Origin of the sequence: Streptomyces sp. Y20 (genome assembly GCF_043195475.1) — a bacterium.
GTDB lineage: Bacteria > Actinomycetota > Actinomycetes > Streptomycetales > Streptomycetaceae > Streptomyces.
In genome coordinates, this window is record NZ_JBIDDP010000001.1 from 930,570 (window position 1) to 950,119 (window position 19,550).

At 73.4% G+C, this 19,550-nt stretch carries 17 protein-coding genes and 1 pseudogene; 10 read left to right on the plus strand and 8 right to left on the minus strand.

The window, feature by feature from the left end; all coding sequences use genetic code 11:
• The first annotated feature begins 341 nt into the window (after positions 1-341).
• Together ACGFT1_RS04010 and ACGFT1_RS04015 are read left to right on the plus strand one after the other, a co-directional pair.
• Positions 342-1,013 carry a lysophospholipid acyltransferase family protein gene (locus ACGFT1_RS04010; RefSeq protein WP_373907416.1) on the plus strand — a complete coding sequence of 224 codons (672 nt, stop codon included), beginning with the start codon at positions 342-344 and terminating at the stop codon, positions 1,011-1,013.
• Between the two features lie 124 nt (positions 1,014-1,137).
• Positions 1,138-2,772 (plus strand): multicopper oxidase family protein, encoded by a 1,635-nt coding sequence (locus ACGFT1_RS04015; protein ID WP_373907417.1) that lies wholly within the window; start codon positions 1,138-1,140, stop codon positions 2,770-2,772.
• 56 nt (positions 2,773-2,828) lie between these two features.
• Here ACGFT1_RS04015 and ACGFT1_RS04020 read toward each other — a convergent pair whose 3' ends face one another.
• The 5 genes from ACGFT1_RS04020 to ACGFT1_RS04040 form a co-directional block, all read right to left on the minus strand.
• Complete coding sequence (locus tag ACGFT1_RS04020) at positions 2,829-4,352, minus strand: MFS transporter (RefSeq protein ID WP_373907418.1); 1,524 nt, start codon at positions 4,350-4,352, stop codon at positions 2,829-2,831.
• Positions 4,349-4,900 (minus strand): TetR/AcrR family transcriptional regulator, encoded by a 552-nt coding sequence (locus ACGFT1_RS04025; RefSeq protein ID WP_373907419.1) that lies wholly within the window; start codon positions 4,898-4,900, stop codon positions 4,349-4,351. The genes ACGFT1_RS04020 and ACGFT1_RS04025 overlap by 4 nt, the downstream gene beginning before the upstream one ends.
• Positions 4,901-4,985: 85 nt before the next feature.
• A complete protein-coding gene (locus tag ACGFT1_RS04030) occupies positions 4,986-5,957 on the minus strand; it encodes an aldo/keto reductase (protein WP_373907420.1) in 972 nt (323 codons plus the stop codon).
• A gap of 174 nt (positions 5,958-6,131) precedes the next feature.
• Positions 6,132-7,565 carry an argininosuccinate lyase gene (gene argH, locus ACGFT1_RS04035; protein WP_373907421.1) on the minus strand — a complete coding sequence of 478 codons (1,434 nt, stop codon included), beginning with the start codon at positions 7,563-7,565 and terminating at the stop codon, positions 6,132-6,134.
• Between the two features lie 109 nt (positions 7,566-7,674).
• Entirely contained in the window at positions 7,675-8,868 is a 1,194-nt protein-coding gene (locus ACGFT1_RS04040) for an argininosuccinate synthase (protein WP_356824665.1), read from the minus strand.
• A 215-nt stretch (positions 8,869-9,083) separates the two neighbouring features.
• Here ACGFT1_RS04040 and ACGFT1_RS04045 point away from each other — a divergent pair, with 215 nt between their 5' ends.
• From ACGFT1_RS04045 to ACGFT1_RS04055, 3 genes and pseudogenes are all read left to right on the plus strand, one after another.
• Positions 9,084-9,971: a hypothetical protein gene (locus ACGFT1_RS04045; RefSeq protein WP_373907422.1), complete on the plus strand. Its 888-nt coding sequence runs from the start codon at positions 9,084-9,086 to the stop codon at positions 9,969-9,971.
• Positions 9,972-10,088: 117 nt separating this feature from the next.
• Positions 10,089-10,676: a pyridoxamine 5'-phosphate oxidase family protein gene (locus tag ACGFT1_RS04050; RefSeq protein ID WP_373907423.1), complete on the plus strand. Its 588-nt coding sequence runs from the start codon at positions 10,089-10,091 to the stop codon at positions 10,674-10,676.
• Positions 10,677-10,679: 3 nt separating this feature from the next.
• Positions 10,680-11,393 (plus strand): annotated as a pseudogene (locus ACGFT1_RS04055) (hypothetical protein); the annotation flags it as partial.
• A 212-nt stretch (positions 11,394-11,605) separates the two neighbouring features.
• Here ACGFT1_RS04055 and ACGFT1_RS04060 read toward each other — a convergent pair.
• Entirely contained in the window at positions 11,606-13,111 is a 1,506-nt protein-coding gene (locus ACGFT1_RS04060; protein ID WP_373907424.1) for a sensor histidine kinase, read from the minus strand.
• Positions 13,108-13,848, minus strand: coding sequence for a response regulator transcription factor (locus tag ACGFT1_RS04065; protein WP_373907425.1), 741 nt, complete (start codon positions 13,846-13,848; stop codon positions 13,108-13,110). The genes ACGFT1_RS04060 and ACGFT1_RS04065 overlap by 4 nt, the downstream gene beginning before the upstream one ends.
• Before the next feature lie 178 nt (positions 13,849-14,026).
• On the opposite strand from ACGFT1_RS04065, the gene ACGFT1_RS04070 reads away from it, so the two are divergent.
• From ACGFT1_RS04070 to ACGFT1_RS04090, 5 genes are read left to right on the plus strand one after another with little or no spacing between them, the layout of a single operon-like run.
• Positions 14,027-15,379, plus strand: coding sequence for a ferric reductase-like transmembrane domain-containing protein (locus tag ACGFT1_RS04070; RefSeq protein WP_373907426.1), 1,353 nt, complete (start codon positions 14,027-14,029; stop codon positions 15,377-15,379).
• A 10-nt stretch (positions 15,380-15,389) separates the two neighbouring features.
• Positions 15,390-15,860 (plus strand): FMN-binding protein, encoded by a 471-nt coding sequence (locus ACGFT1_RS04075; RefSeq protein WP_373907427.1) that lies wholly within the window; start codon positions 15,390-15,392, stop codon positions 15,858-15,860.
• A 59-nt stretch (positions 15,861-15,919) separates the two neighbouring features.
• A complete protein-coding gene (locus tag ACGFT1_RS04080; RefSeq protein WP_373907428.1) occupies positions 15,920-17,302 on the plus strand; it encodes a ferric reductase-like transmembrane domain-containing protein in 1,383 nt (460 codons plus the stop codon).
• A 16-nt stretch (positions 17,303-17,318) separates the two neighbouring features.
• Entirely contained in the window at positions 17,319-18,077 is a 759-nt protein-coding gene (locus ACGFT1_RS04085) for an FMN-binding protein (protein WP_373907429.1), read from the plus strand.
• Positions 18,078-18,132: 55 nt separating this feature from the next.
• On the plus strand, positions 18,133-18,873 hold the full coding sequence (locus tag ACGFT1_RS04090; RefSeq protein ID WP_373907430.1) for an FAD:protein FMN transferase: 741 nt from the start codon (positions 18,133-18,135) through the stop codon (positions 18,871-18,873).
• Positions 18,874-18,998: 125 nt separating this feature from the next.
• Here the strand turns inward: ACGFT1_RS04090 and ACGFT1_RS04095 are convergent, their stop codons facing one another.
• The gene (locus ACGFT1_RS04095) at positions 18,999-19,544 is read right to left on the minus strand and encodes an arginine repressor (RefSeq protein ID WP_356824674.1); all 546 of its coding nucleotides are present in this window, start codon (positions 19,542-19,544) and stop codon (positions 18,999-19,001) included.
• Positions 19,545-19,550: the final 6 nt, after the last annotated feature.

A 19,550-nucleotide genomic window follows, 5' to 3' on the forward strand; every position in this document is an offset into this window, starting at 1 on the left:
GCTCCGTCTGCCGGGTCGCGCCTCGGTGCGGCCGATCGTAGGGGCGGGCACATGACGGGAGGGAGACCCCGGCGCGAACACCGGGGTGCGGTCGTCTGTCCGCTCGGGCGGCGGAGGTGACGGGCCGTCGGCGCGGCGGGCCCCCGGAGCGCGCGATGTGCGTCACACCGAGGCGGGGGCGTGACGGGCCGCCACCGGCACGCAACCGCAGGTAAACCCGCGTCAACTCTTCGTAAGGCCTCGGTGAACCGGACGTTCCCGATGTGCGCCCGGACCGGACCCGCGAGTAATGTCCTCACCTGCACAGACTCATATCGCTTCCCTCGCCGTCGGAGGACCCGTTGTCCCGCTTCGCGCTCATCAAGGCAGTGCTCGGACCGATCATGCGTCTGATGTTCCGCCCACAGGTGGAGGGCGCGGAGCACATCCCCGGGGACGGACCGGTGATCCTGGCCGGCAATCACCTCACCTTCATCGACTCGATCGTGCTGCCGGTGGTCACCAAGCGGCAGGTGTGCTTCATCGGCAAGGACGAGTACGTCACCGGCAAGGGCGTCAAGGGCCGGCTGATGGCGTGGTTCTTCACCGGCGTCGGCATGATCCCGGTCGACCGGGACGGGGCGAACGGCGGCGTGGCCGCGCTGATGACGGGGCGCCGGATCCTGGAGGAGGGCCGGGTCTTCGGCATCTACCCGGAGGGCACGCGGTCGCCCGACGGCCGGCTGTACCGGGGGCGCACCGGCATCGCGCGGCTGACGCTGATGACCGGCGCGCCGGTGGTCCCGTTCGCCATGATCGGCACGGACAAGCTCCAGCCGGGCGGCAAGGGCATCCCGCGGCCCGGGCGGGTCACCGTCCGGTTCGGCGAGGCCATGGAGTTCTCCCGCTACGAGGGCATGGACCGGGACCGGTACGTGCTGCGGGCGGTGACGGATTCCGTGATGACCGAGGTGATGCGGCTGTCCGGTCAGGAGTACGTCGACATGTACGCCACCAAGGCGAAGGCCGCCTAGGAGGGTGGTGCGGCGGGCGCGGTGACACGCGTGCGTCCGCCTGCCGGAGGAATCTGTCCCCGACACATCGTGCATTCGGCCGTACCATCCGGCCATATGACCACCCGACATGTCTCATTGAGATATGTTCCTTCCTTCTCGGCGTACCCTGCTGCGTGCCCCCCTCGCCGGTGCGGGCGCGGGACTCCTGGCAGCCTGCACCAGCTCCGGCTCCGGCTCGGAGCCCCGCTCGGGCCCCCAGGACAGCGGCGTCCAGGGTGACTTCGTCCCAGCGGGCCCCCGGGGGTACGTCAACCCTTCGGACCCGGAGGTGCGTGCCGCCGAGCGGAAACGCGGTTCCGGCCCCGTACGCACGCACCGCTTCACCGCTGCCGAGAGCACGCTGGACCTGGGCGGGCAGTCCGTGCGCAGCTGGGCGTACAACGAGTCGCTCCCCGGCCCGCTGGTGCGGGTCACCGCCGGCGACGTGCTCGATCTGACGCTCACCAACCGGCTGCCGGCGACGACCACGCTGCACTCGCACGGCGTGCGGCTGCGCTGCGACATGGACGGCACCCCGGACGTGACCCAGGCGGCCATCAAGCCCGGGGCGGACTTCCGCTACCGCTTCACCGTCCCGCATCCGGGCACCTATCTGCTCCACTCCCACGTCGGGATGCAGCCCGACCGCGCGCTGTACGCGCCGCTGGTCGTCGACGACCCCAAGGAGCCCCTGTCCTACGACAAGGAGTGGCTCGTCGTCCTGGACGACTGGGTCGACGGCGTGCAGGGCTCCACCCCCGACGAGGTGCTGCGCCAGCTCAAGCCCGGCGCGGACGGCTCCATGTCCATGCACGGCATGGCCGGCCCGGGCCACGGCAGCCCGGGCCCGCACGGGTCGGCGAGCCCGCACGCATCCCCGTCCCGGAAGCCGGCGGGCCCCTCCCGGGTGCTGCGGGAGTCCCACAGCCGCATCCTGCACGGCGACGGCGGCAGCGTCGACTATCCCCACTACCTGGTCAACGGGCGCGTGAACACCAGTCCCTCGGCGTTCCGCTGCCGTCCCGGCGACCGCATCCGCCTGCGCATCATCAACGCCGGTTCCGAGACCGCCTTCCGGGTGGCGCTCGGCGGCCACACGATGACGGTCACGCACACCGACGGCTACCCCGTGCGGCACAAGGAGACCGACGCCCTGCTCGTGGGCATGGCCGAGCGCTACGACGTCCTCGTCACCGCCAAGGACGGGGTCTTCCCCCTCGTCGCGCTCGCCGAGGGCAAGGAGGGCCAGGCACTCGCCGTCCTGCGCACCGGCAAGGGCAAGGAGGTGCCCAAGCCGGACGTCCGGCCGGACGAGCTGGACGGCAAGGTCGTCCCGGCGCGGCGACTGGTGCCGGCCGAGTCCGTGGCGCTGCGCGACCGCAAGCCCGACCGGGAACTGCGGATCCGGGTGACCGGCACGATGGAGAAGTACGACTGGGGCTTCGACCACCGGGGCTTCGACGTGCGCCGCCGCCATCCGGTCAAGGCCGGTGAGCGGGTGCGGCTCACCCTCATCAACGCCACCGACATGTGGCACCCGCTGCATCTGCACGGGCACACGTTCTCGATGACCGGGCTGGACGCCGCCGGGGCCCTGAAGGACACGGCGGTGGTACTGCCGCACCGCAAGCTGGTCGTCGAGTTCGACGCCGACAATCCCGGGCTGTGGATGCTGCACTGCCACAACCAGTACCACTCGGAGACCGGGATGATGACGGTCCTGGGATACCAGCGCTGACCGGGCGCGGGCGCCGGGGAGCCGGCCGCGCGGCGCCCCCGGCCCGGGCGGTGGCCTCAGCCGGTGGTCTCCAGTTCCTGGTGCCGCAGCAGGAACCAGGACACCGCCGACGCCGTCAGCAGGACCACCGCCCCCGCCGCCGAGGCCAGGTGCAGGCCGTGGACGAAGGACGTCCGGGCCGCGTCCAGCAGCGCCTCCGCCTGGTCCGGAGCCATGTGCGCCGCCGCCTGCGCGGCCGCGCCGAGGGACTCGTGGGCCTCGGCCGGAGTGCCGGCCGGGCCCTCGAAGCCGCGGTAGACGCCGGTCACGATGGAGCCCAGCAGGGCGATGCCGAGGGCCGCGCCCAGTTCGTACGCCGTCTCGGAGACCGCCGAGGCGGCGCCCGCCTGGTCCCTGGGGACGCTGGAGAGGATGACGTCGGCCGTCACCGTGAACGAGAAGCCCGCGCCGATGCCCACGACGAGCAGGGCGGCACCGAGGACCGGGTAGGCGGTGGACCGGCCGAGCATCGTCAGGGCGGCCAGGGCGATGCCGACGGCGGCCAGGCCGCCCGAGACCACCGTACGGACCGTGAGGCGCCGGGCGGCGCGGCCCGCGGCCAGGCCGGCCGCCACCGCGCCCACGGCCGCGGGCAGTTCGGCCAGGCCCGCCTCCAACGGGCGCCGGCCCTGGACGAGTTGCAGATACTGCGAGAGGAAGAACACCAGGCCGGACATGCCGAGCACGGTCAGCAGGTCGGCGAGGACCGCACCGCTGAAGCCCGGGCGCCGGAACAGGCGCATGTCCAGCAGCGGCATCGGCATGGTGAGCTGGCGGTGCACGAACCCGTACAGGGCCGCCGCGCCCAGCAGGCCGGCGGCGAGGGGGGCCGGGCCGAGGCCGTGGGTGGCGGCCTCCTTGACCGCGTAGACCAGGGCGATCATGCCGGTCAGCGACAGCAGGACGCTGCCCGGATCCCAGGGGCCCGGGCGGGGGTCGCGGGACTCGGGCAGGGTACGGATGCCGACCAGGACCAGGACGGCCATCACCGGCAGGTTGATGAGGAAGACCGATCCCCACCAGAAGTGCTCCAGGAGGAAACCGCCGGTGATCGGGCCGACCGCCGTACCGGCCGAGGCGGTGGCGCCCCAGACGCCGACGGCGAGGCTGCGCTCGCGCGGGTCGTGGAAGATGTTGCGGATCAGGGCCAGGGTGGCGGGCATCAGGGTGGCGCCCGCGACGCCGAGCAGCGCCCGGGCGAGGATCATCAGCTCGGGTGTCGTGGCGTAGGCGTTGAGGACGGACAGGGCGCCGAACGCCGTGGCGCCGCACAGCAGGATCCGCTTGCGGCCGATGCGGTCGCCGAGGCTGCCCATGGAGACCAGCAGTCCGGCGATGACGAAGGAGTAGACGTCGCCGATCCACAGCAGCTGGGTGCCGGAGGGGCGCAGGTCCTCGCTGATGTAGGGGGTCGCCAGGCCGAGGACGGTGGCGTCGACGGCCACCAGCAGCACGGCCAGGACGAGGACGGAGAGCGCGAGCCAGCGGCCCGGGCGTTTCACCGCCTCGGTCGTGTCGGCCGGCCGCAGGGTGCTGGTCATGGTTCCTCTCTTCGCAGTGCGCCGCCGAGCAGCAGCTCGGCGACCATGGTCGGGAAGTCGCGGGCGGCCACCCGGCCGTCCAGGGTGGCCCAGGCACAGGAGGCGATCAGGCCGTACAGCGCCTCGGTGAGCCAGGCCGGGGTGAGGTCGATACGGAACGCGCCGTCGCGCTGTCCGCGCTGGAACAGGGCGCCGATGCGGGTGTCCAGGCGCTGCCAGCCGTCGTGCTGCCGGTCGCCCTCCCACAGCTGGTTCTCGCCGTAGAGGAACGCGAGCAGCCCGGCGGCGGGCTGGATCTCGCGGAGCAGCCTGCGTACGGCCTCGGGCGCGGGGCCCGCCTCGGGCCGGGCCCGCTCCAGGGCCGCCTCGCACTCCGCGATGCCGAGCGACTCCAGCGCCCGCACGAGCGCGTCGCGGCCGGCGAAGTGACGGTGCAGCGTGGCCCGGCTGATCCCGGCTGCGCGGGCGACCTCGTCCATGGTCGCGGTGGACTTGCGGGTCAGCAGGGCGGCTGCGGTGCGGAGCACGTGGTCACGGTCGAAGGCCATGAAACAAGAGTAGCCTACATGAGACATCAACGTCTCATCGCAGGCGCACGGGACTCACTCCCGTGGGTCGTGCGGTGTACCGCTATCAGTGCCAGGGCAGCTGTCCGCGCCGCTCCCAGTAGGCGCGCGGGTCCTCCGCCAGCGCGGCCAGGCGGGCGAGCCGCTCCTCACCGAGGTCGACGGCGGGAGCGTGCAGGTTGGAGGTCAGCTGGGCGACGGTCGCGGCGCCGGAGAGGACCACGCCCGCCCACGGCTGCCGCAGGACCGCCGCGAGGGCCACGGCGTCACAGCCCAGCCCCGTCGCGGCGGCCACCTCCCGCAGCGCGTCCGGGGCGTGCGGTCCGGCCAGCCGGCCGTTGGCCATGCCCTCCTTGACGATCACGGTCAGCCCGGCCTCGTGCGCCTCGGCGAGGGCCGGACCGGCCGATGTCTCCAGGACGTTGTACGTCGACTGGACGGTACGGAAGAGGGGCTCGCCGCCGACCGTCACGGCGAGCGCGGCGCGGACCGCGTCGGCCTGGGCGGGTCCGCTGGTGGAGAAGCCGACGGTGAGACCGCCGGCGGCGGCGTCCGCCAGCCGGGCGTGGAGGTCCCTGTCGGTGAGGGCCGGGCTGTCCGGGGTCACCGAGTGGATCTGGTAGAGGTCGAGCCGGCCGCCGAGCAGGGCGTCGGTCTCGGCGCGCTGGCGCTCGTAGGCGGCGAGACTGTGGTCCTTGACCTCGTGCCGGTCGGCGTCGGTGGACCAGCCGGCGGTGTAGGTGTAGCCCCACTTGCTGCCGACGACCACGTCGTCGGTGCCGGGCCGGGCGTTCAGCCAGTCGGCGAGGAACTCCTCGCTGCGGCCGTAGGAGCGGGCCGCGTCGACGTAGCGCACGCCCTGCGCGTAGGCCGCGTCCAGGAGTTCGTGGGTGCGGGCGCGCATCGCCTCGACGCCGCGGTCCCGGCCGAGGTCCTCGTCGCGGCCGAGGTTGATGTAGCCGGGGCGGCCGACGGCGGCCAGGCCGAGGCCCAGGTGGCAGGTCGGCGTGGTGGCGGTCGCGAGACGGGCGAAGGGCATCGCGGGCTCCGTGGGGTCGGCTCCGGGACGGGCTTTCGACCAACGTAACCCGCGATGACCTTGGTACGGCCGCCGTACCGCCCGGAGCGTGCGGCGGTTCGCCCCGGGACGGGCTGGCGTGCGCCCCGGGACGGGGTGGCGTGCGCCCCGGCGCGCGCCGGGACGGCGGCGTCCTCAGCCCTGCTTCCTGGCCGTGGCCCAGGCGTGCTGGCGCACGAGGTCCGCCTTGACCTCCGCCAGCTGGACGGCGACCGCGCTGGGCGCCGTACCGCCGCGGCCGTTGCGGGAGGCGAGGGAGCCGGGGACGCTGAGGACCGTGCGGACCTCCGGGGTGAGGTGGGCGGAGATCTTCGCGAACTGTTCGTCGGTGAGGTCGTCCAGCTCCTTGCCCTCGGCCTCGGCGGCCTTCACGCACTCGCCGGCCACCTCGTGCGCCACCCGGAACGGCACACCCTGCCGGACCAGCCACTCGGCGATGTCGGTGGCGAGCGAGAAGCCGGCCGGAGCCAGCTCCGCCATGCGCTCGCGGTGCACCGTGAGGGTGGCGATCATGCCGGTGAAGGCGGGGAGCAGCACCTCCAGCTGGTCGCAGGAGTCGAAGACCGGCTCCTTGTCCTCCTGGAGGTCGCGGTTGTAGGCGAGGGGCAGGGCCTTCAGCGTGGCAAGCAGACCCGTCAGGTTGCCGATGAGGCGGCCGGACTTCCCGCGGGCCAGCTCGGCGATGTCGGGGTTCTTCTTCTGCGGCATGATCGACGACCCCGTGGAGAAGGCGTCGTGCAGGGTGACGAAGGAGAACTCCTTCGTGTTCCAGATGATGATCTCCTCGGCGATCCGGGAGAGGTTCACGCCGATCATCGCGGTGATGAACGCGAACTCGGCGACGAAGTCCCGGGAGGCCGTGCCGTCGATGGAGTTGCCGGCGCTGCCGTGCTCGAACCCGAGGTCACGCGCGACCGCCTCCGGGTCCAGGCCGAGGGAGGAACCCGCGAGGGCGCCGGAGCCGTAGGGCGACACCGCCGTCCGCTCGTCCCACTGGCGCAGCCGCTCGGCGTCCCGGGACAGGGACTGCACATGGGCGAGGACGTGGTGGGCGAAGAGCACCGGCTGGGCGTGCTGGAGGTGGGTGCGGCCGGGCATCGCCACGTCCGGGTGCGCCTCGGCGAGGCCGACGAGCGCGTCCTGGAGATCGGCGATCAGGCCGCCGATGATCCGGGCGTGGTCGCGCAGGTACATCCGGAAGAGGGTGGCGACCTGGTCGTTGCGGGACCTTCCGGCCCGCAGCTTGCCGCCGAGGTCGGGGCCGAGGCGTTCGAGCAGGCCGCGCTCCAGCGCCGTGTGGACGTCCTCGTCGGCGACGGTGCCCACGAAGGCGCCGGAGGCCACGTCCGCCTCCAGCCGGTCGAGACCGTCGGTCATGCGGGCCAGCTCGTCCTCGGTGAGGAGCCCCGCGGTGTGCAGCACGCGCGCGTGGGCACGCGAACCGGCGATGTCGTAGGGCGCCAGCCGCCAGTCGAAGTGGACGGACGCGGACAGCCTGGCCAGGGCCTCGGCGGGACCGTCGGCGAAACGGCCGCCCCAGAGCCGTACGTCACCGCTGTTGCTGCTCACTTGTCTTGCTCCTCGAAGTCTCGGTGGGCCACCGTGTCCCGACTCTTCCAGGCGGTCGGGCGGCTGTCAGGCTGATGCGTGCGGGACGACCCGAAGGCCGTACGGCGCCTTACGCCGGGCCGCGCTTGGCGGCGATCTTCGACGACAGGCTGTAGATGTCGATGAAGCCCTTGGCCGCGGACTGGTCGAAGGTGTCACCGGTGTCGTAGGTCGCGAGGTCGAAGTCGTACAGCGAGGCCTCGGAGCGGCGGCCGGTGACGACCGCGCGGCCACCGTGCAGGGTCATCCGGATGTCGCCGCTGACGTGCCGGCTGGCCTCGTCGACGAAGCCGTCCAGGGCGCGCTTGAGCGGGGAGAACCACTGGCCGTCGTAGACCAGTTCGCCCCAGCGCTGCTCGACCTGGCGCTTGTAGCGGGCGAGTTCCCGCTCGACGGTGACGTTCTCCAGCTCCTGGTGGGCGGTGATCAGGGCGATCGCGCCGGGCGCCTCGTACACCTCGCGGGACTTGATGCCGACGAGGCGGTCCTCGACCATGTCGATCCGGCCGACGCCCTGGGCGCCCGCGCGCTCGTTGAGCTGCTGGACGGCCTGGAGGACGGTGACGGGCCGGCCGTCGAGGGCGACCGGGACGCCCGCCTCGAAGGTGATGACCACCTCGTCGGCCTCGCGCGGAAGGGCCGGATCTGCGGTGTACTCGTAGATGTCCTCGGTCGGGGCGTTCCAGATGTCCTCCAGGAAGCCCGTCTCGACGGCGCGCCCGAAGACGTTCTGGTCGATGGAGTACGGGGACTTCCTGGTGGTGGCGATGGGGAGCTGCTTGCGCTCGCAGAAGTCGATCGCCCGGTCGCGGGTCATCGCGTAGTCGCGGACCGGGGCGATGCAGGTGAGGCCGGGGGCGAGGGCGGCGATGCCGGCCTCGAAGCGGACCTGGTCGTTGCCCTTGCCGGTGCAGCCGTGGGCGACCGTGGTGGCGCCGTGCTTCTCGGCGGCGGCGACGAGGTGCTTGACGATCACCGGCCGGGACAGGGCGGAGACCAGCGGGTAGCGGTCCATGTAGAGGGCGTTGGCCTTGATCGCGGGGAGGCAGTACTCGTCGGCGAACTCGTCCCGGGCGTCGGCGACCTCGGCCTCGACGGCCCCGCAGGCGAGGGCGCGCTTGCGGATGACGTCCAGGTCCTCGCCGCCCTGGCCGACGTCCACCGCGACGGCGATGACCTCCGCGCCCGTCTCCTCGGCGATCCAGCCGATGGCGACGGAGGTGTCCAGACCGCCCGAGTAGGCGAGTACGACGCGCTCGGTCACGGGTTTCTCCTCACACTGCTTTCACTGACTACCTGCATGAGTATGCAGCGCTCTGCATGATTCGTCAATCAGCGCGGCAGGTGAGAGAGATCGCCGGGGAGGGTGAACGGATGAAACCGCTTTCCCGTACTCCTCTGCGCACGCAGGCGCCGCGTTGCCAAGACCCCGTCACCAGGGGCTGACCCGACCCACCCCCGACCCAAGTGAGGCATCGCATGTCCAGGGCTCTCCCGAAGTACAACCAGCGTCGCGTGGCGGTCATCGGCGGCGCGGCCGCCGTGGTGCTGTCCGGCGCGGTGATCGCCGGCTCGGCCCTCGCCGGCACCCCCGCCAAGAGCGACGGCGCCACGGGGGCGCGCACCCTCGCGAGCCCCGGGACGATCACATGCCCGGACGTCGCCTCGAAGCTGCCCGCCGTGCCCGCCTCCGCCAAGGCCGAGGTCGACCGCAACCTCGCCCTCCTGCAGACCCAGATCCAGGAAGCGAACACGCGCCTGCGCAACACCGTCGGCCAAGGCGGACCCAACTTCGTCGACAACGCCATCCTCGGACCCCTCAAGGACAAACGCGTCTCCACCATCGACCGCATCGCCATCAGCATCGGCCGCAAGAGCACCAAGCCCACCGGCCTGGACTCCCTGGCCGCCTGCACGCTGAACGCGGGCAGCACCGGCAGGGCCGGCGGCGCGGGGGCCGGCACCGCCACGGCCGGCCCGGGCGCGACCCGGCAGCCGGGCACCGGCGAGGGCACCGGCGAGGGCACCGGCGCGGGCACCGGGGCGACCACCGGCTCCGGCGGGAACACCGGGACGGGCACGATCACGTGCCCGGACGTCGCCTCGAAACTGCCCGCCGTGCCCGCCTCCGCCAAGGCCGAGGTCGACCGCAACCTCGCCCTCCTGCAGACCCAGATCCAGGAAGCGAACACGCGCCTGCGCAACACCGTCGGCCAAGGCGGACCCAACTTCGTCGACAACGCCATCCTCGGACCCCTCAAGGACAAACGCGTCTCCACCATCGACCGCATCGCCATCAGCATCGGCCGCAAGAGCACCAAGCCCACCGGCCTGGACTCCCTGGCCGCCTGCACGCTCACGAAGTGAGGTAGCGGACAGCGTGGCCGCCCCGGCGAGCACCGGCCGGGGCGGCCGCGGCCGGACCCCCTCGCCCGCCGGTCGATCCCTCTGACGGGCGGGCACCTCACGGCATACTCGGCTGCCATGGGAAGAACCTATGAACGCATAGACGGCAGACTGCGCACGTTCATCGAACGGCAGCCCCTCTTCTTCACCGCGACCGCCCCCCTCTCCGGCGACGGCACGGTCAACCTCTCCCCCAAGGGCCTGCGGGGCTCCTTCGTCGTGCTGGACGAACTCACCGTGGCCTACCTGGACTTCGCCGGGTCCACCGCCGAGACGATCGCGCACCTGCGGGAGAACGGGCGCATCACGCTGATGTGGTGCGCCTTCCAGGGGCCGCCGAACATCGTGCGCGTGCACGGCCGGGGCGAGCCGGTCTTCCGCGACGACCCGCGCTTCGCGGAGCTGCTCGCCCGCTTCCCCGACATCGACCCGAGCGCGCACGGCCTGCGCGCGGTCATCGTCGTCCACGCCGAACGGATCCGCGACAGCTGCGGTTACGCCGTCCCCCACATGGCGTACGAGGAGGACCGCGAGCTGCACGGAAAGCGGTTCGCACGTGAGGACGACACCTCCCTGAGCGCCTACTTCGCGAAGAAAGAACACATCGCCACAAGCCTGGACGGGCTACCCGGGCTGCCGTTGCCACTGCCGCCGTCCACCGTCTGAGCCATGCGCCCCGGTGCGGTCCTCGCCCTCGTCCCCGCCTCCTGCCCCGCCCTGCTCGGCGTCGCGCCCGTGCCCGGGCCGGTGCCGCTGCCGCTGCCGCTGCCCGCGCGGATGGCCGACACCGGCGGCGGTGGCCAGCTGATCACCGCCGAGGCTCCGGACAGCGGCGCCACGGCGGGAACGGTGACCTGGTGGGACCTGCGGCAGGGGCAGTGGACCGGGCCGGGTCCGCGCCGGCGCGGTTCCGGTCCCACGGGCTGGTGGAGGGCGGCACCCGCAGCCAGGGCACGGACACCACCCCCGACCGGGCTGTACGGCCTCCCCTTCGGCTTCGGGATCCGGCCGGCGCCGGCCGGGACGAGCGTCACCTACCGTCCCGTGCGGGAGAGTTCCTGGTGGTGCGAGGACAGCGAGTCGGCGGCGTACAACCGGTGGACGGACCCGCTGCCGGACGACTGCCGCGCCGACGGGTCCGAGCATCCGATCTCCTACGGGACGCAGTACGCGTACGGCCTCGTCGTCGGCTTCGACTACGACCGGCCGGTGCACGGACGCGGCGCCGGCATCTTCCTGCACGTCAGCGGGGAGGGCGCCACGGCCGGCTGCGTGCCGGTCCCGGAGGACGCCATGCGGCAGATCCTGCGGTGGGCCCGGGCGGACGAACGCCCGCACATCGCCATCGGCACGGTGAGCGGGGCGACGGCGGTCGCCCGGTACCGAGGTGCCGGTCCCCGGACGCGGAGGAGCCGGTCACCGGGCGCTGAGGGCGCCGTCCGGATGCTGGCGGTGCCGTCCCGGTCCAGCCGGTGCCATCCCGATACCGAGGTGTCCTGTGCCGGTGCGGCGGCACCGCGCACCGACGCGGGCGGGCCCGGTGGGGGACGGCCCGACGCGTACCCCCCTCGACGCGGCACCGCCCGGTGCGGCTCTCAGGCCGGCAGGCGGACGGTGAACGCCGTGTTGCCCGGGGCGCTGTCCAGGTCCACGGTCCCGTCGTGCGCCTCCACCACCGCCGACACGATCGAGAGGCCCAGCCCCGCTCCCCCGCCGGAGGGGTCCGGGTGGCGGCGGTGCTCCGCGCGGGTGAAGCGCTCGAAGACGGTGGGCCGGATGTCGCCGGGGACGCCGGGCCCGTCGTCGTGGACGCGCAGGAGGACCGTGCCGGCGCCGGTCGCGCCGGTCGCCCCCTCGGTCGCCAGGGTGACCGTCACCGTCGTGCCCACGGGTGTGTGCCCACGCGCGTTGGCCAACAGGTTGGCCAACACCTGGTGGAGGCGGTGCGCGTCCCCCGGCACCGTCACCGGCTCCTCGGGCAGGTCCAGGACCCAGTGGTGGCCGGGGCCCGCGGCCCGGGCGTCCGTGACCGCGTCCAGGACCAGGCGGGTCACGTCCACCGCGTCCCGCTCCAGCGGCCGCCCGGCGTCCAGACGGGCCAGCAGGAGCAGGTCGTCGACCATCCCGCCCATGCGGGCGGACTCGGCCGCGATGCGCTCCAGGGCGCGTGACACCTCGGGCGGCACCGGGCCGGGGTGCAGCAGGGCCAGCTCGGCGTGGCCGCGGACCGAGGCCACCGGGGTGCGCAGCTCGTGGCTGGCGTCGGCGGCGAAGCGGCGCAGCCGCTCCTCGACCGCGTGCCGCTTGGTCAGCGCGTCCTCCACGTGGCCGAGCATGCGGTTGAACGCCGCGGCCACCCGCCCGATCTCGCTGCGCGGATCGGCGTCCGGCGCCCGCGACGGGAGCGCGACCTCGCCGCTGGCCAGCGGCAGCTCGCTGACCCGGGTGGCGGTGGCCGCGACCCGGCTCAGCGGCCGGAGCGACCAGCGCACCCAGCACGCCCCGGCCACCCCGATCACCACCAGGGCCAGCCCGAAGACGATCCCGGCGACCAGTTCCAGCCGGTGCACCGTGGCCTCCACCGGCTCCAGCGGCAGCCCGACGATCAGCACGTCGCCGTCCCGGCCGGCGGAGGCGACGACACGGTAGTCGTGCAGGACGGACAGCTGGACGGTGTGGGGACTGCCGTCGACCGGTACCCGGGCCAGCCGCGCGGCGTCCCCGGAGGTCAGGTCGACGCGCAGGTCCGCGGAGGGGTCGCCGGAGCGGATCAGCCCCCGGTGGGTGACCGTGCCGTTCACCAGGCGGGCGCCGAAGGTGCCGGTCGCCGTCCGGCGGGTGTCCGCGTTCTCGTCGCCGTCGTGATCGTCGGGTAGGCGGCCGGGGTGTTCCAGGCTGGCCGGGAACCGGGTGCCGACCTGGCTGAGCTGCTCGTCCAGCCGCTGGGTGAGGAAGCCGTCGAGTTCGACGACGGCGGCCAGTCCGACGGCCGCGCAGCTCACCGCCAGCAGCACCACCAGGCCGGCGGTGAGCCGGGCCCGCAGGGAACGGGGGCGGGGCAGCCGGCGTACGGCGCGGGACAGCCGGCGTACGGCGCTCACCTGGTCACCGGCTTGAGGACGTAACCGGCGCCGCGCACCGTGTGGATCATGGGTTCGCGGCCCGCGTCGACCTTCTTGCGCAGATAGGAGATGTACAGCTCGACCACATGGGCCCGGCCGCCGAAGTCGTAGGACCAGACCCGGTCGAGGATCTGCGCCTTGCTGAGCACGCGGCGCGGGTTGCGCATGAGGAAGCGGAGGAGTTCGAACTCGGTCGGCGACAGCTCGATCAGCTCCCCGGCCCGGGTCACCTCGCGGGCGTCCTCGTCCATCACGAGGTCGCCGACGGTCAGCCGCGGTCCCTCGTCCGGCCGGCGGGCCATGCCGGCGCGGCGCAGCAGGCCCCGCAGCCGGGCCACCACCTCCTCCAGGCTGAACGGTTTGGTGACGTAGTCGTCGCCGCCCGCCGTGATCCCGGCGATCCGGTCCTCCACCGCGTCCCTGGCCGTCAGGAACAGCACGCACACGTCGGGCTTGACCTCGTGCAGGCGGCGCAGCACCGCGAAGCCGTCGGTGTCCGGGAGCATCACGTCGAGGACGACGGCGTCGGGCAGCAGTTCGCGGGCGGCGGCGAGGGCGGCTGCGCCGTCACCGGCCGCGCGGACCCGCCAGCCCTCGTAGCGCAGGGCGCCGGTGAGGACCTCGGCCAGGTCGGGATCGTCGTCGACGACGAGGACGCGCAGCGGGGTGCCGTCGGGACGGGTGAGGGCCGGGCGGCCGGAGCGGGTGGTGTTCATCGCGTCCCCAGCATCGCTCGTCGCCGGTGGCCCGGGCGTACCGGCCCCCTCTGAGTTTCCTCTGAGTCCGCTCAGGAGAGGGCCGCTCAAAGGTCCCTGAGAGGTTCGGCCCGCACAGTGGCCCGGCAGGACGGACGAAGGGACGGCGAGGACGCATGACGACGGACGGTGAGGACCGATGACGGAGGTGGATGCGCGGCGGACGGCTCCGCCGCCGCTCGTGACGGGCCGGCGCTCCCCCGCGGGGGCCGTGCTGGCCCTGCTGTGGGCGGGGGCCGCGGCGGTGATCGCGCTGTGGTGGGCGGACACCGGGGCGGTGGTCGGCACGGCCGGCGGGCTGACCGGGGCCGGGCGGATCGCCGGGCTGTTGTGCGGGTACACCTGCGCGGTGCTGGTCGGTCTGATGGCCCGGGTGCCGGTGCTGGAGACGCGGGTCGGCTCGGACCGGGTGGCGCGCTGGCACGCGATGGCCGGCCGGTACACGGTGTGCCTGCTCGTCGCCCACATCGTGCTGATCCTCGCCGGATACGCCGCCCAGGACCGGGCCTCGCTCTGGCACGAGACGGTCACCGTCGTCCTGGACTACCCGGACATGCTGAAGGCCACCGCCGGCACCGTCATGCTCCTGACAGCAGGCGTCACCTCGGCCCGTGCGGTACGCCGCCGCACCGGCTACGAGTTCTGGTACTACGTCCACCTGCTCACGTACGCGGCCGTCTTCCTCGCCTTCGGTCACCAGCTCACGCTCGGTGAGCAGTTCAGCGGCGACCCGGCCGCCACCGCCGCCTGGTACACGCTGTACCTGGGCGTGGCCGCCCTGGTGCTGTGGTTCCGCGTCCTCACCCCGGTCCGGCTCAACCTGCGCCACCGGCTGCGGGTGGACTCGGTGCACCAGGAGGCACCGGGTGTGCACTCCGTCGTCGTCCGGGGCCGGTACCTGGAGGAACTGGGGGCGCGGCCGGGGCAGTTCTTCCGCTGGCGGTTCCTCGCCGAGGGCCTGAGCCGGACGTCGACCCCGTACTCCCTGTCGGCGCCGCCCCGCCCCGGGCTGCTGCGCATCACCGTCAAGGCACTCGGCGGCCACAGCGCGGCCGTCTCCCTGCTGCGCCCGGGCACCCGGGTGTGGGCCGAGGGCCCGTACGGTTCCCTGACCGCCGACCGGGCCACCGGCCGGCCCACCCTGCTGATCGCGGCCGGTGTCGGCATCACCCCGCTGCGCGCGCTGTTCGAGACGCTGCCCGGCGAGGTCACCCTGCTGTACCGGGCTCGCTCGGTGGAGGACCTGGCGCTGGGCGGTGAGCTGGAGGCGATCGCCCGCCGGCGCGGGGCGCGGGTGCGATACGCGCTGAACGGCCCCCACGGCGAGCGCCCGGACCTGACCGCCGGGTCGCTGAGCGCGTCCTTCCCCGGGCTGGCCGGCCACGACGTCTACATCTGCGGCCCGCACGGTTTCGCGCAGGACCTGTACCGGGCGCTGCGGACGGCCGGGGTGCCGGACCGCCGCATCCACCACGAGTCGTTCGAACTGTGAGGCAGACACCGTGCATCCGCTGAGGAAGAACCGCCCGTTGCGCCGGATGGTGCTGGCCAGTGCCGCGACCGTCTCCGGGATGGTGCTGCTGCTGTCGCTGAAGCCGCACACGAGCCCGGTCCTCGCCGTCGGCTCGCACGCACCGGCGCCGGTGAGCAGCGCCGCCGGTGCCCCACCGGGGGCGAAGCGGGCGCCCGCCACCGGCACCAGGACCGTCACCGGGGACACCGTCCGGACCCGCTGGGGCCCGGTCCGGGTACGGGTGACGCTGGGGAGCGGCAAGCTCACGGACGTCACCGCCGTCAGCTACCCGCAGGACAACCCGCGCGACCAGGAGATCAACAGCTACGCCCTCCCCCAGCTGCGGCGGGAGGCGCTGACCGCGCAGAGCGCGCAGATCGACACCGTCTCGGGAGCCACGTACACCAGTGACGGCTACCGTCAGTCACTCCAGTCCGCGCTGGACTCGGCGGGCCTCTGAACACCCGGCTCACCCGGCACGTATCTGAGGGCCAAGGGTCAAGTCCCCACGGAGGAACAGTGACCACCACGCTCGCAGGCGGACGTGCCGCCCGCCGACAGACGATGCGCCGCATCCGTCCGCGCCGCTCCCCGGCCGTCCCGCTGCTGCTCGCCGTCTGGGCGGGCGCGGCGGCCGTGCTGTGGCTCTGGTGGCACGACACGCCGGCCATCGGCGACGACACCGGCCGGATCCTCAACGCGGGCCGCATCACCGGCCTGCTGGCCGGCTACCTGCTGGCGCTGGTCGTGCTCCAGATGGCGCGGGTCCCGGCCCTGGAGCGGCGGGTCGGCTCCGACCGGGTGGCCCGCTGGCACGCGATGAGCGGCCGGTACACGCTGTGCCTGGTCCTCGCGCACGTCTTCCTCACCATGTGGGGGTACGCGCTCCAGGCCGGCAGGTCGCTCGGCGACATCGTGCGGCAGACCGTCGACTCGGTCGAACAGCTGCCGGACATGGGCAAGGCCGCGATCGGCACGGGCCTGTTCGTCGTCATCGGCCTGTCGTCCGTGGGCGCGGTGCGCCGTCGGCTGCCGTACGACGGCTGGTACCACGTGCACCTGCTGACGTACGCGGCCGTGTTCCTGACGTTCTGGCACCAGATCACCACCGGCAACGACTTCGCGGTGGAGCCCGCCGCCAAGACCTTCTGGTACGGGCTGTACGGCGTGGTCACCGCGCTCGTCCTCTGGTACCGCGTGCTCACCCCGCTCCGCCTGAACCTCCGGCACCGCATGCGGGTGGAGGCCGTCATCGAGGAGACGCCCGGCATCGTGTCGGTGCTGATCGGCGGGCGGAAGCTGCACCGGATGGGCGCGGAGGCGGGGCAGTTCTTCCGCTGGCGGTTCCTGGCCCCCGGGATGCGCTTCAGCTCCCACCCGTACTCCCTCTCCGCCGCGCCGCGCCCCGGCATGCTGCGGATCACGGTGAAGGCGATCGGCGACCACAGTGCCCGGCTGCGCGAGCTGACGCCCGGCACGAAGGTGTGGGCGGAGGGCCCGTACGGCGCGCTCACCGCCCAGCGCCGCAGCCGGGGCAAGGTGCTGCTGGTCGCGGGCGGGGTGGGCATCACGCCGATGCGCGCGCTGTTCGAGACGCTGCCCGGGGCCGCCGGTGACATCACCCTCCTCTACCGGGCCAACACCACCCAGGACCTCGCCCTGTGGGACGAGCTGGCGGCGATCGCCACGGAGCGGGACGCCCGGCTGATGTACGCGGTGAACAGCCCGGAGGGCGAGCGGCCGGACATCTCCGCGGAGAACCTCCAGCGGAAGATCCCGGACATCGACCGCCACGACGTGTTCATGTGCGGGCCGCCCGGTTTCGCGCAGTCGGTGTACGAGGCACTGCGCGGCGCCGGGGTTCCCGCCCGCCGTATCCACCACGAGTCGTTCGAGATGTGAGCGGAGCAGCGAAGCGATGAGGAAGAGTCATCCCGTTCGGCGGGTCGTGCTGGCCACCGCGGCCACCGTGTCCGGTGTCGTGCTGCTGCTGGCGCTGAAACCCGCGTCGGACCCGGCCGCCGCGTCGGCTGCGGGCGCGGCCCCGCGGCAGCCGGTGGCGGGGCAGGAGCCGCCGCAGGGCGGCGGGCAGGCCCGGGCGGGCTCCGGCACGGTGACCGGGGACGCGGCGCAGACCCAGTACGGGGCCGTGCAGGTACGCATCACCGTCGCCGGCGGGAAGATCACCAAGGCCGAGGCGGTCCAGGCCCCCAAGGGCGGCCTCAGCGACCAGAAGACCCAACTCGCCGTCCCCCGCCTCAACCAGGAAGCCGTCACCACGGGCACCGCACACATCGACACCGTCTCCGGCGCCACCTACACCAGCGCCGGCTACCGCACATCGCTCCAGTCCGCCCTGGACCGGATGAAGCCCGCGTCCCCGGCCGCCACCGGCTCGGCGCAGGCCCGTACGGTCACCGGGAAGGCGGCGCAGACCCAGTACGGGGCCGTGCAGGTACGCATCACCGTCGCCGGCGGGAAGATCACCAAGGCCGAGGCGGTCCAGGCCCCCAAGGGCGGCCTCAGCGACCAGAAGACCCAACTCGCCGTCCCCCGCCTCAACCAGGAAGCCGTCACCACGGGCACCGCACACATCGACACCGTCTCCGGCGCCACCTACACCAGCGCCGGCTACCGCACATCGCTCCAGTCCGCCCTGGACCAGGCCGGTGGCTGACACGGTGGCCGGGCCGGCGCGGACCCCCGCCGCGGTGCGTCACGCGGAGGAGGTCATGGGGACCGTCTTCTCCTTCGACATCCGTGGCGGGGCGCCCGGCGCGGTCCGGGCGGCGCTCGACGAGGCCGTCGCCGGGCTGCACCGGGCGGACATGCTCTTCAGTACGTACCGGGAGGACAGTGAGGTGTCCCGGCTGGCCCGCGGTGAGCTGGACGCCGCCCGGTGCGCTCCCGAGGTGGCCGAGGTACTGGAGCTGGCGGCCGAGGCGGAACGGGTGAGCGAGGGGTGGTTCAGCACCCGGTACCAGGGCTCCCTGGACCCCACCGGGATCGTCAAGGGCTGGGCCGCCGAGCGGGCGGCGCGGCTGATCGGCGCGGTCGAGGGGGTGTGCGGGGTCAGCGTCAACGGGGGCGGCGACGTGCAGCTGCTGGGCGCGCCGGAACCGCGGCGGCCCTGGCGGGCCGGGGTGGCCGATCCGCTGCGGCCCGGCGGGCTGGCGGCGGTGATCTCGGCTGCCGGAGCGGAGGAGCTGTCGGTGGCGACGTCCGGTACGGCGGAACGGGGCGCGCACATCATCGACCCGCGCACGGGCCGGCCGGCGGTGACCGACCTGGTCGCCGTGACCGTGGTCGGACCACGCCTGACCTGGGCCGACTGCTGGGCCACGGCGGCCTTCGCCATGGGCTCACGGGCCGCCCTGACCTGGCTGGAGTCCCTGCCGGACACAGAGGCCCTCCTGATCACGGCGGGCGACGAGGTCCGCTGCACAGCAGGCCTCCCCACGAAACTGGGCTGACCCCACCGGACAACGGACGCCCGCCCCTCAGGGGCGCGAGGACTTGCGCGAACAGCCCCCACGGACCCGCACCCGGCGACGAACCGCCACCCGCCACCCCCCGCCCCCGCCACCCCGCGGAGCGTTCAGTGGCTGTTCTGGGCCAGCCGCAGCAGATGGTCCGCCAACGCCTGCCCCCCGCCCGGATCCCGGCTGATCAACAGCAACGTGTCGTCCCCGGCGATCGTGCCGAGGATGTCGTGCAGCTCCGCCTGATCGATCGCCGAGGCGAGGAACTGGGCCGCGCCGGGCGGCGTACGCAGCACCACGAGGTTCGCCGAGGCCTCCGCGGAGATCAGCAGCTCCTGCGACAGGCGCCGCATCCGCTCCTCCTTCGCCGACCCGCCCAGCGGAGCCCGAGGTGTGCGGAAACCTCCCTCGCTCGGCACCGCGTAGATCAGGTCACCGTCGGCGTTGCGGATCTTGACCGCGTTCAGCTCGTCGAGGTCCCGTGACAGCGTCGCCTGCGTGACGCTCAGCCCGTCGTCCGCGAGCAGCTTCGCCAGCTGGCTCTGCGACCGCACGGGCTGCCGGTTGAGGATGTCCACGATCCGGCCGTGCCGTGCGGTGCGGGTCTGCGGCACGCCGGGTCCGGCTCCAGCCGCCTGCTCGTGGTCCTGCGCGTGGCTCATCGTCGT

Coding starts and splice junctions, on each gene's coding strand:
- ACGFT1_RS04090 (WP_373907430.1), top strand. CDS start 18,133: ATGGGGACCGTCTTCTCCTTCGACATCCGTGGCGGGGCGCCCGGCGCG.
- ACGFT1_RS04030 (WP_373907420.1), bottom strand. CDS start 5,957: ATGCCCTTCGCCCGTCTCGCGACCGCCACCACGCCGACCTGCCACCTG.
- ACGFT1_RS04045 (WP_373907422.1), top strand. CDS start 9,084: ATGTCCAGGGCTCTCCCGAAGTACAACCAGCGTCGCGTGGCGGTCATC.
- ACGFT1_RS04050 (WP_373907423.1), top strand. CDS start 10,089: ATGGGAAGAACCTATGAACGCATAGACGGCAGACTGCGCACGTTCATC.
- ACGFT1_RS04015 (WP_373907417.1), top strand. CDS start 1,138: ATGTTCCTTCCTTCTCGGCGTACCCTGCTGCGTGCCCCCCTCGCCGGT.
- ACGFT1_RS04070 (WP_373907426.1), top strand. CDS start 14,027: ATGACGGAGGTGGATGCGCGGCGGACGGCTCCGCCGCCGCTCGTGACG.
- ACGFT1_RS04025 (WP_373907419.1), bottom strand. CDS start 4,900: ATGGCCTTCGACCGTGACCACGTGCTCCGCACCGCAGCCGCCCTGCTG.
- ACGFT1_RS04020 (WP_373907418.1), bottom strand. CDS start 4,352: ATGACCAGCACCCTGCGGCCGGCCGACACGACCGAGGCGGTGAAACGC.
- ACGFT1_RS04085 (WP_373907429.1), top strand. CDS start 17,319: ATGAGGAAGAGTCATCCCGTTCGGCGGGTCGTGCTGGCCACCGCGGCC.
- ACGFT1_RS04065 (WP_373907425.1), bottom strand. CDS start 13,848: ATGAACACCACCCGCTCCGGCCGCCCGGCCCTCACCCGTCCCGACGGC.
- ACGFT1_RS04095 (WP_356824674.1), bottom strand. CDS start 19,544: ATGAGCCACGCGCAGGACCACGAGCAGGCGGCTGGAGCCGGACCCGGC.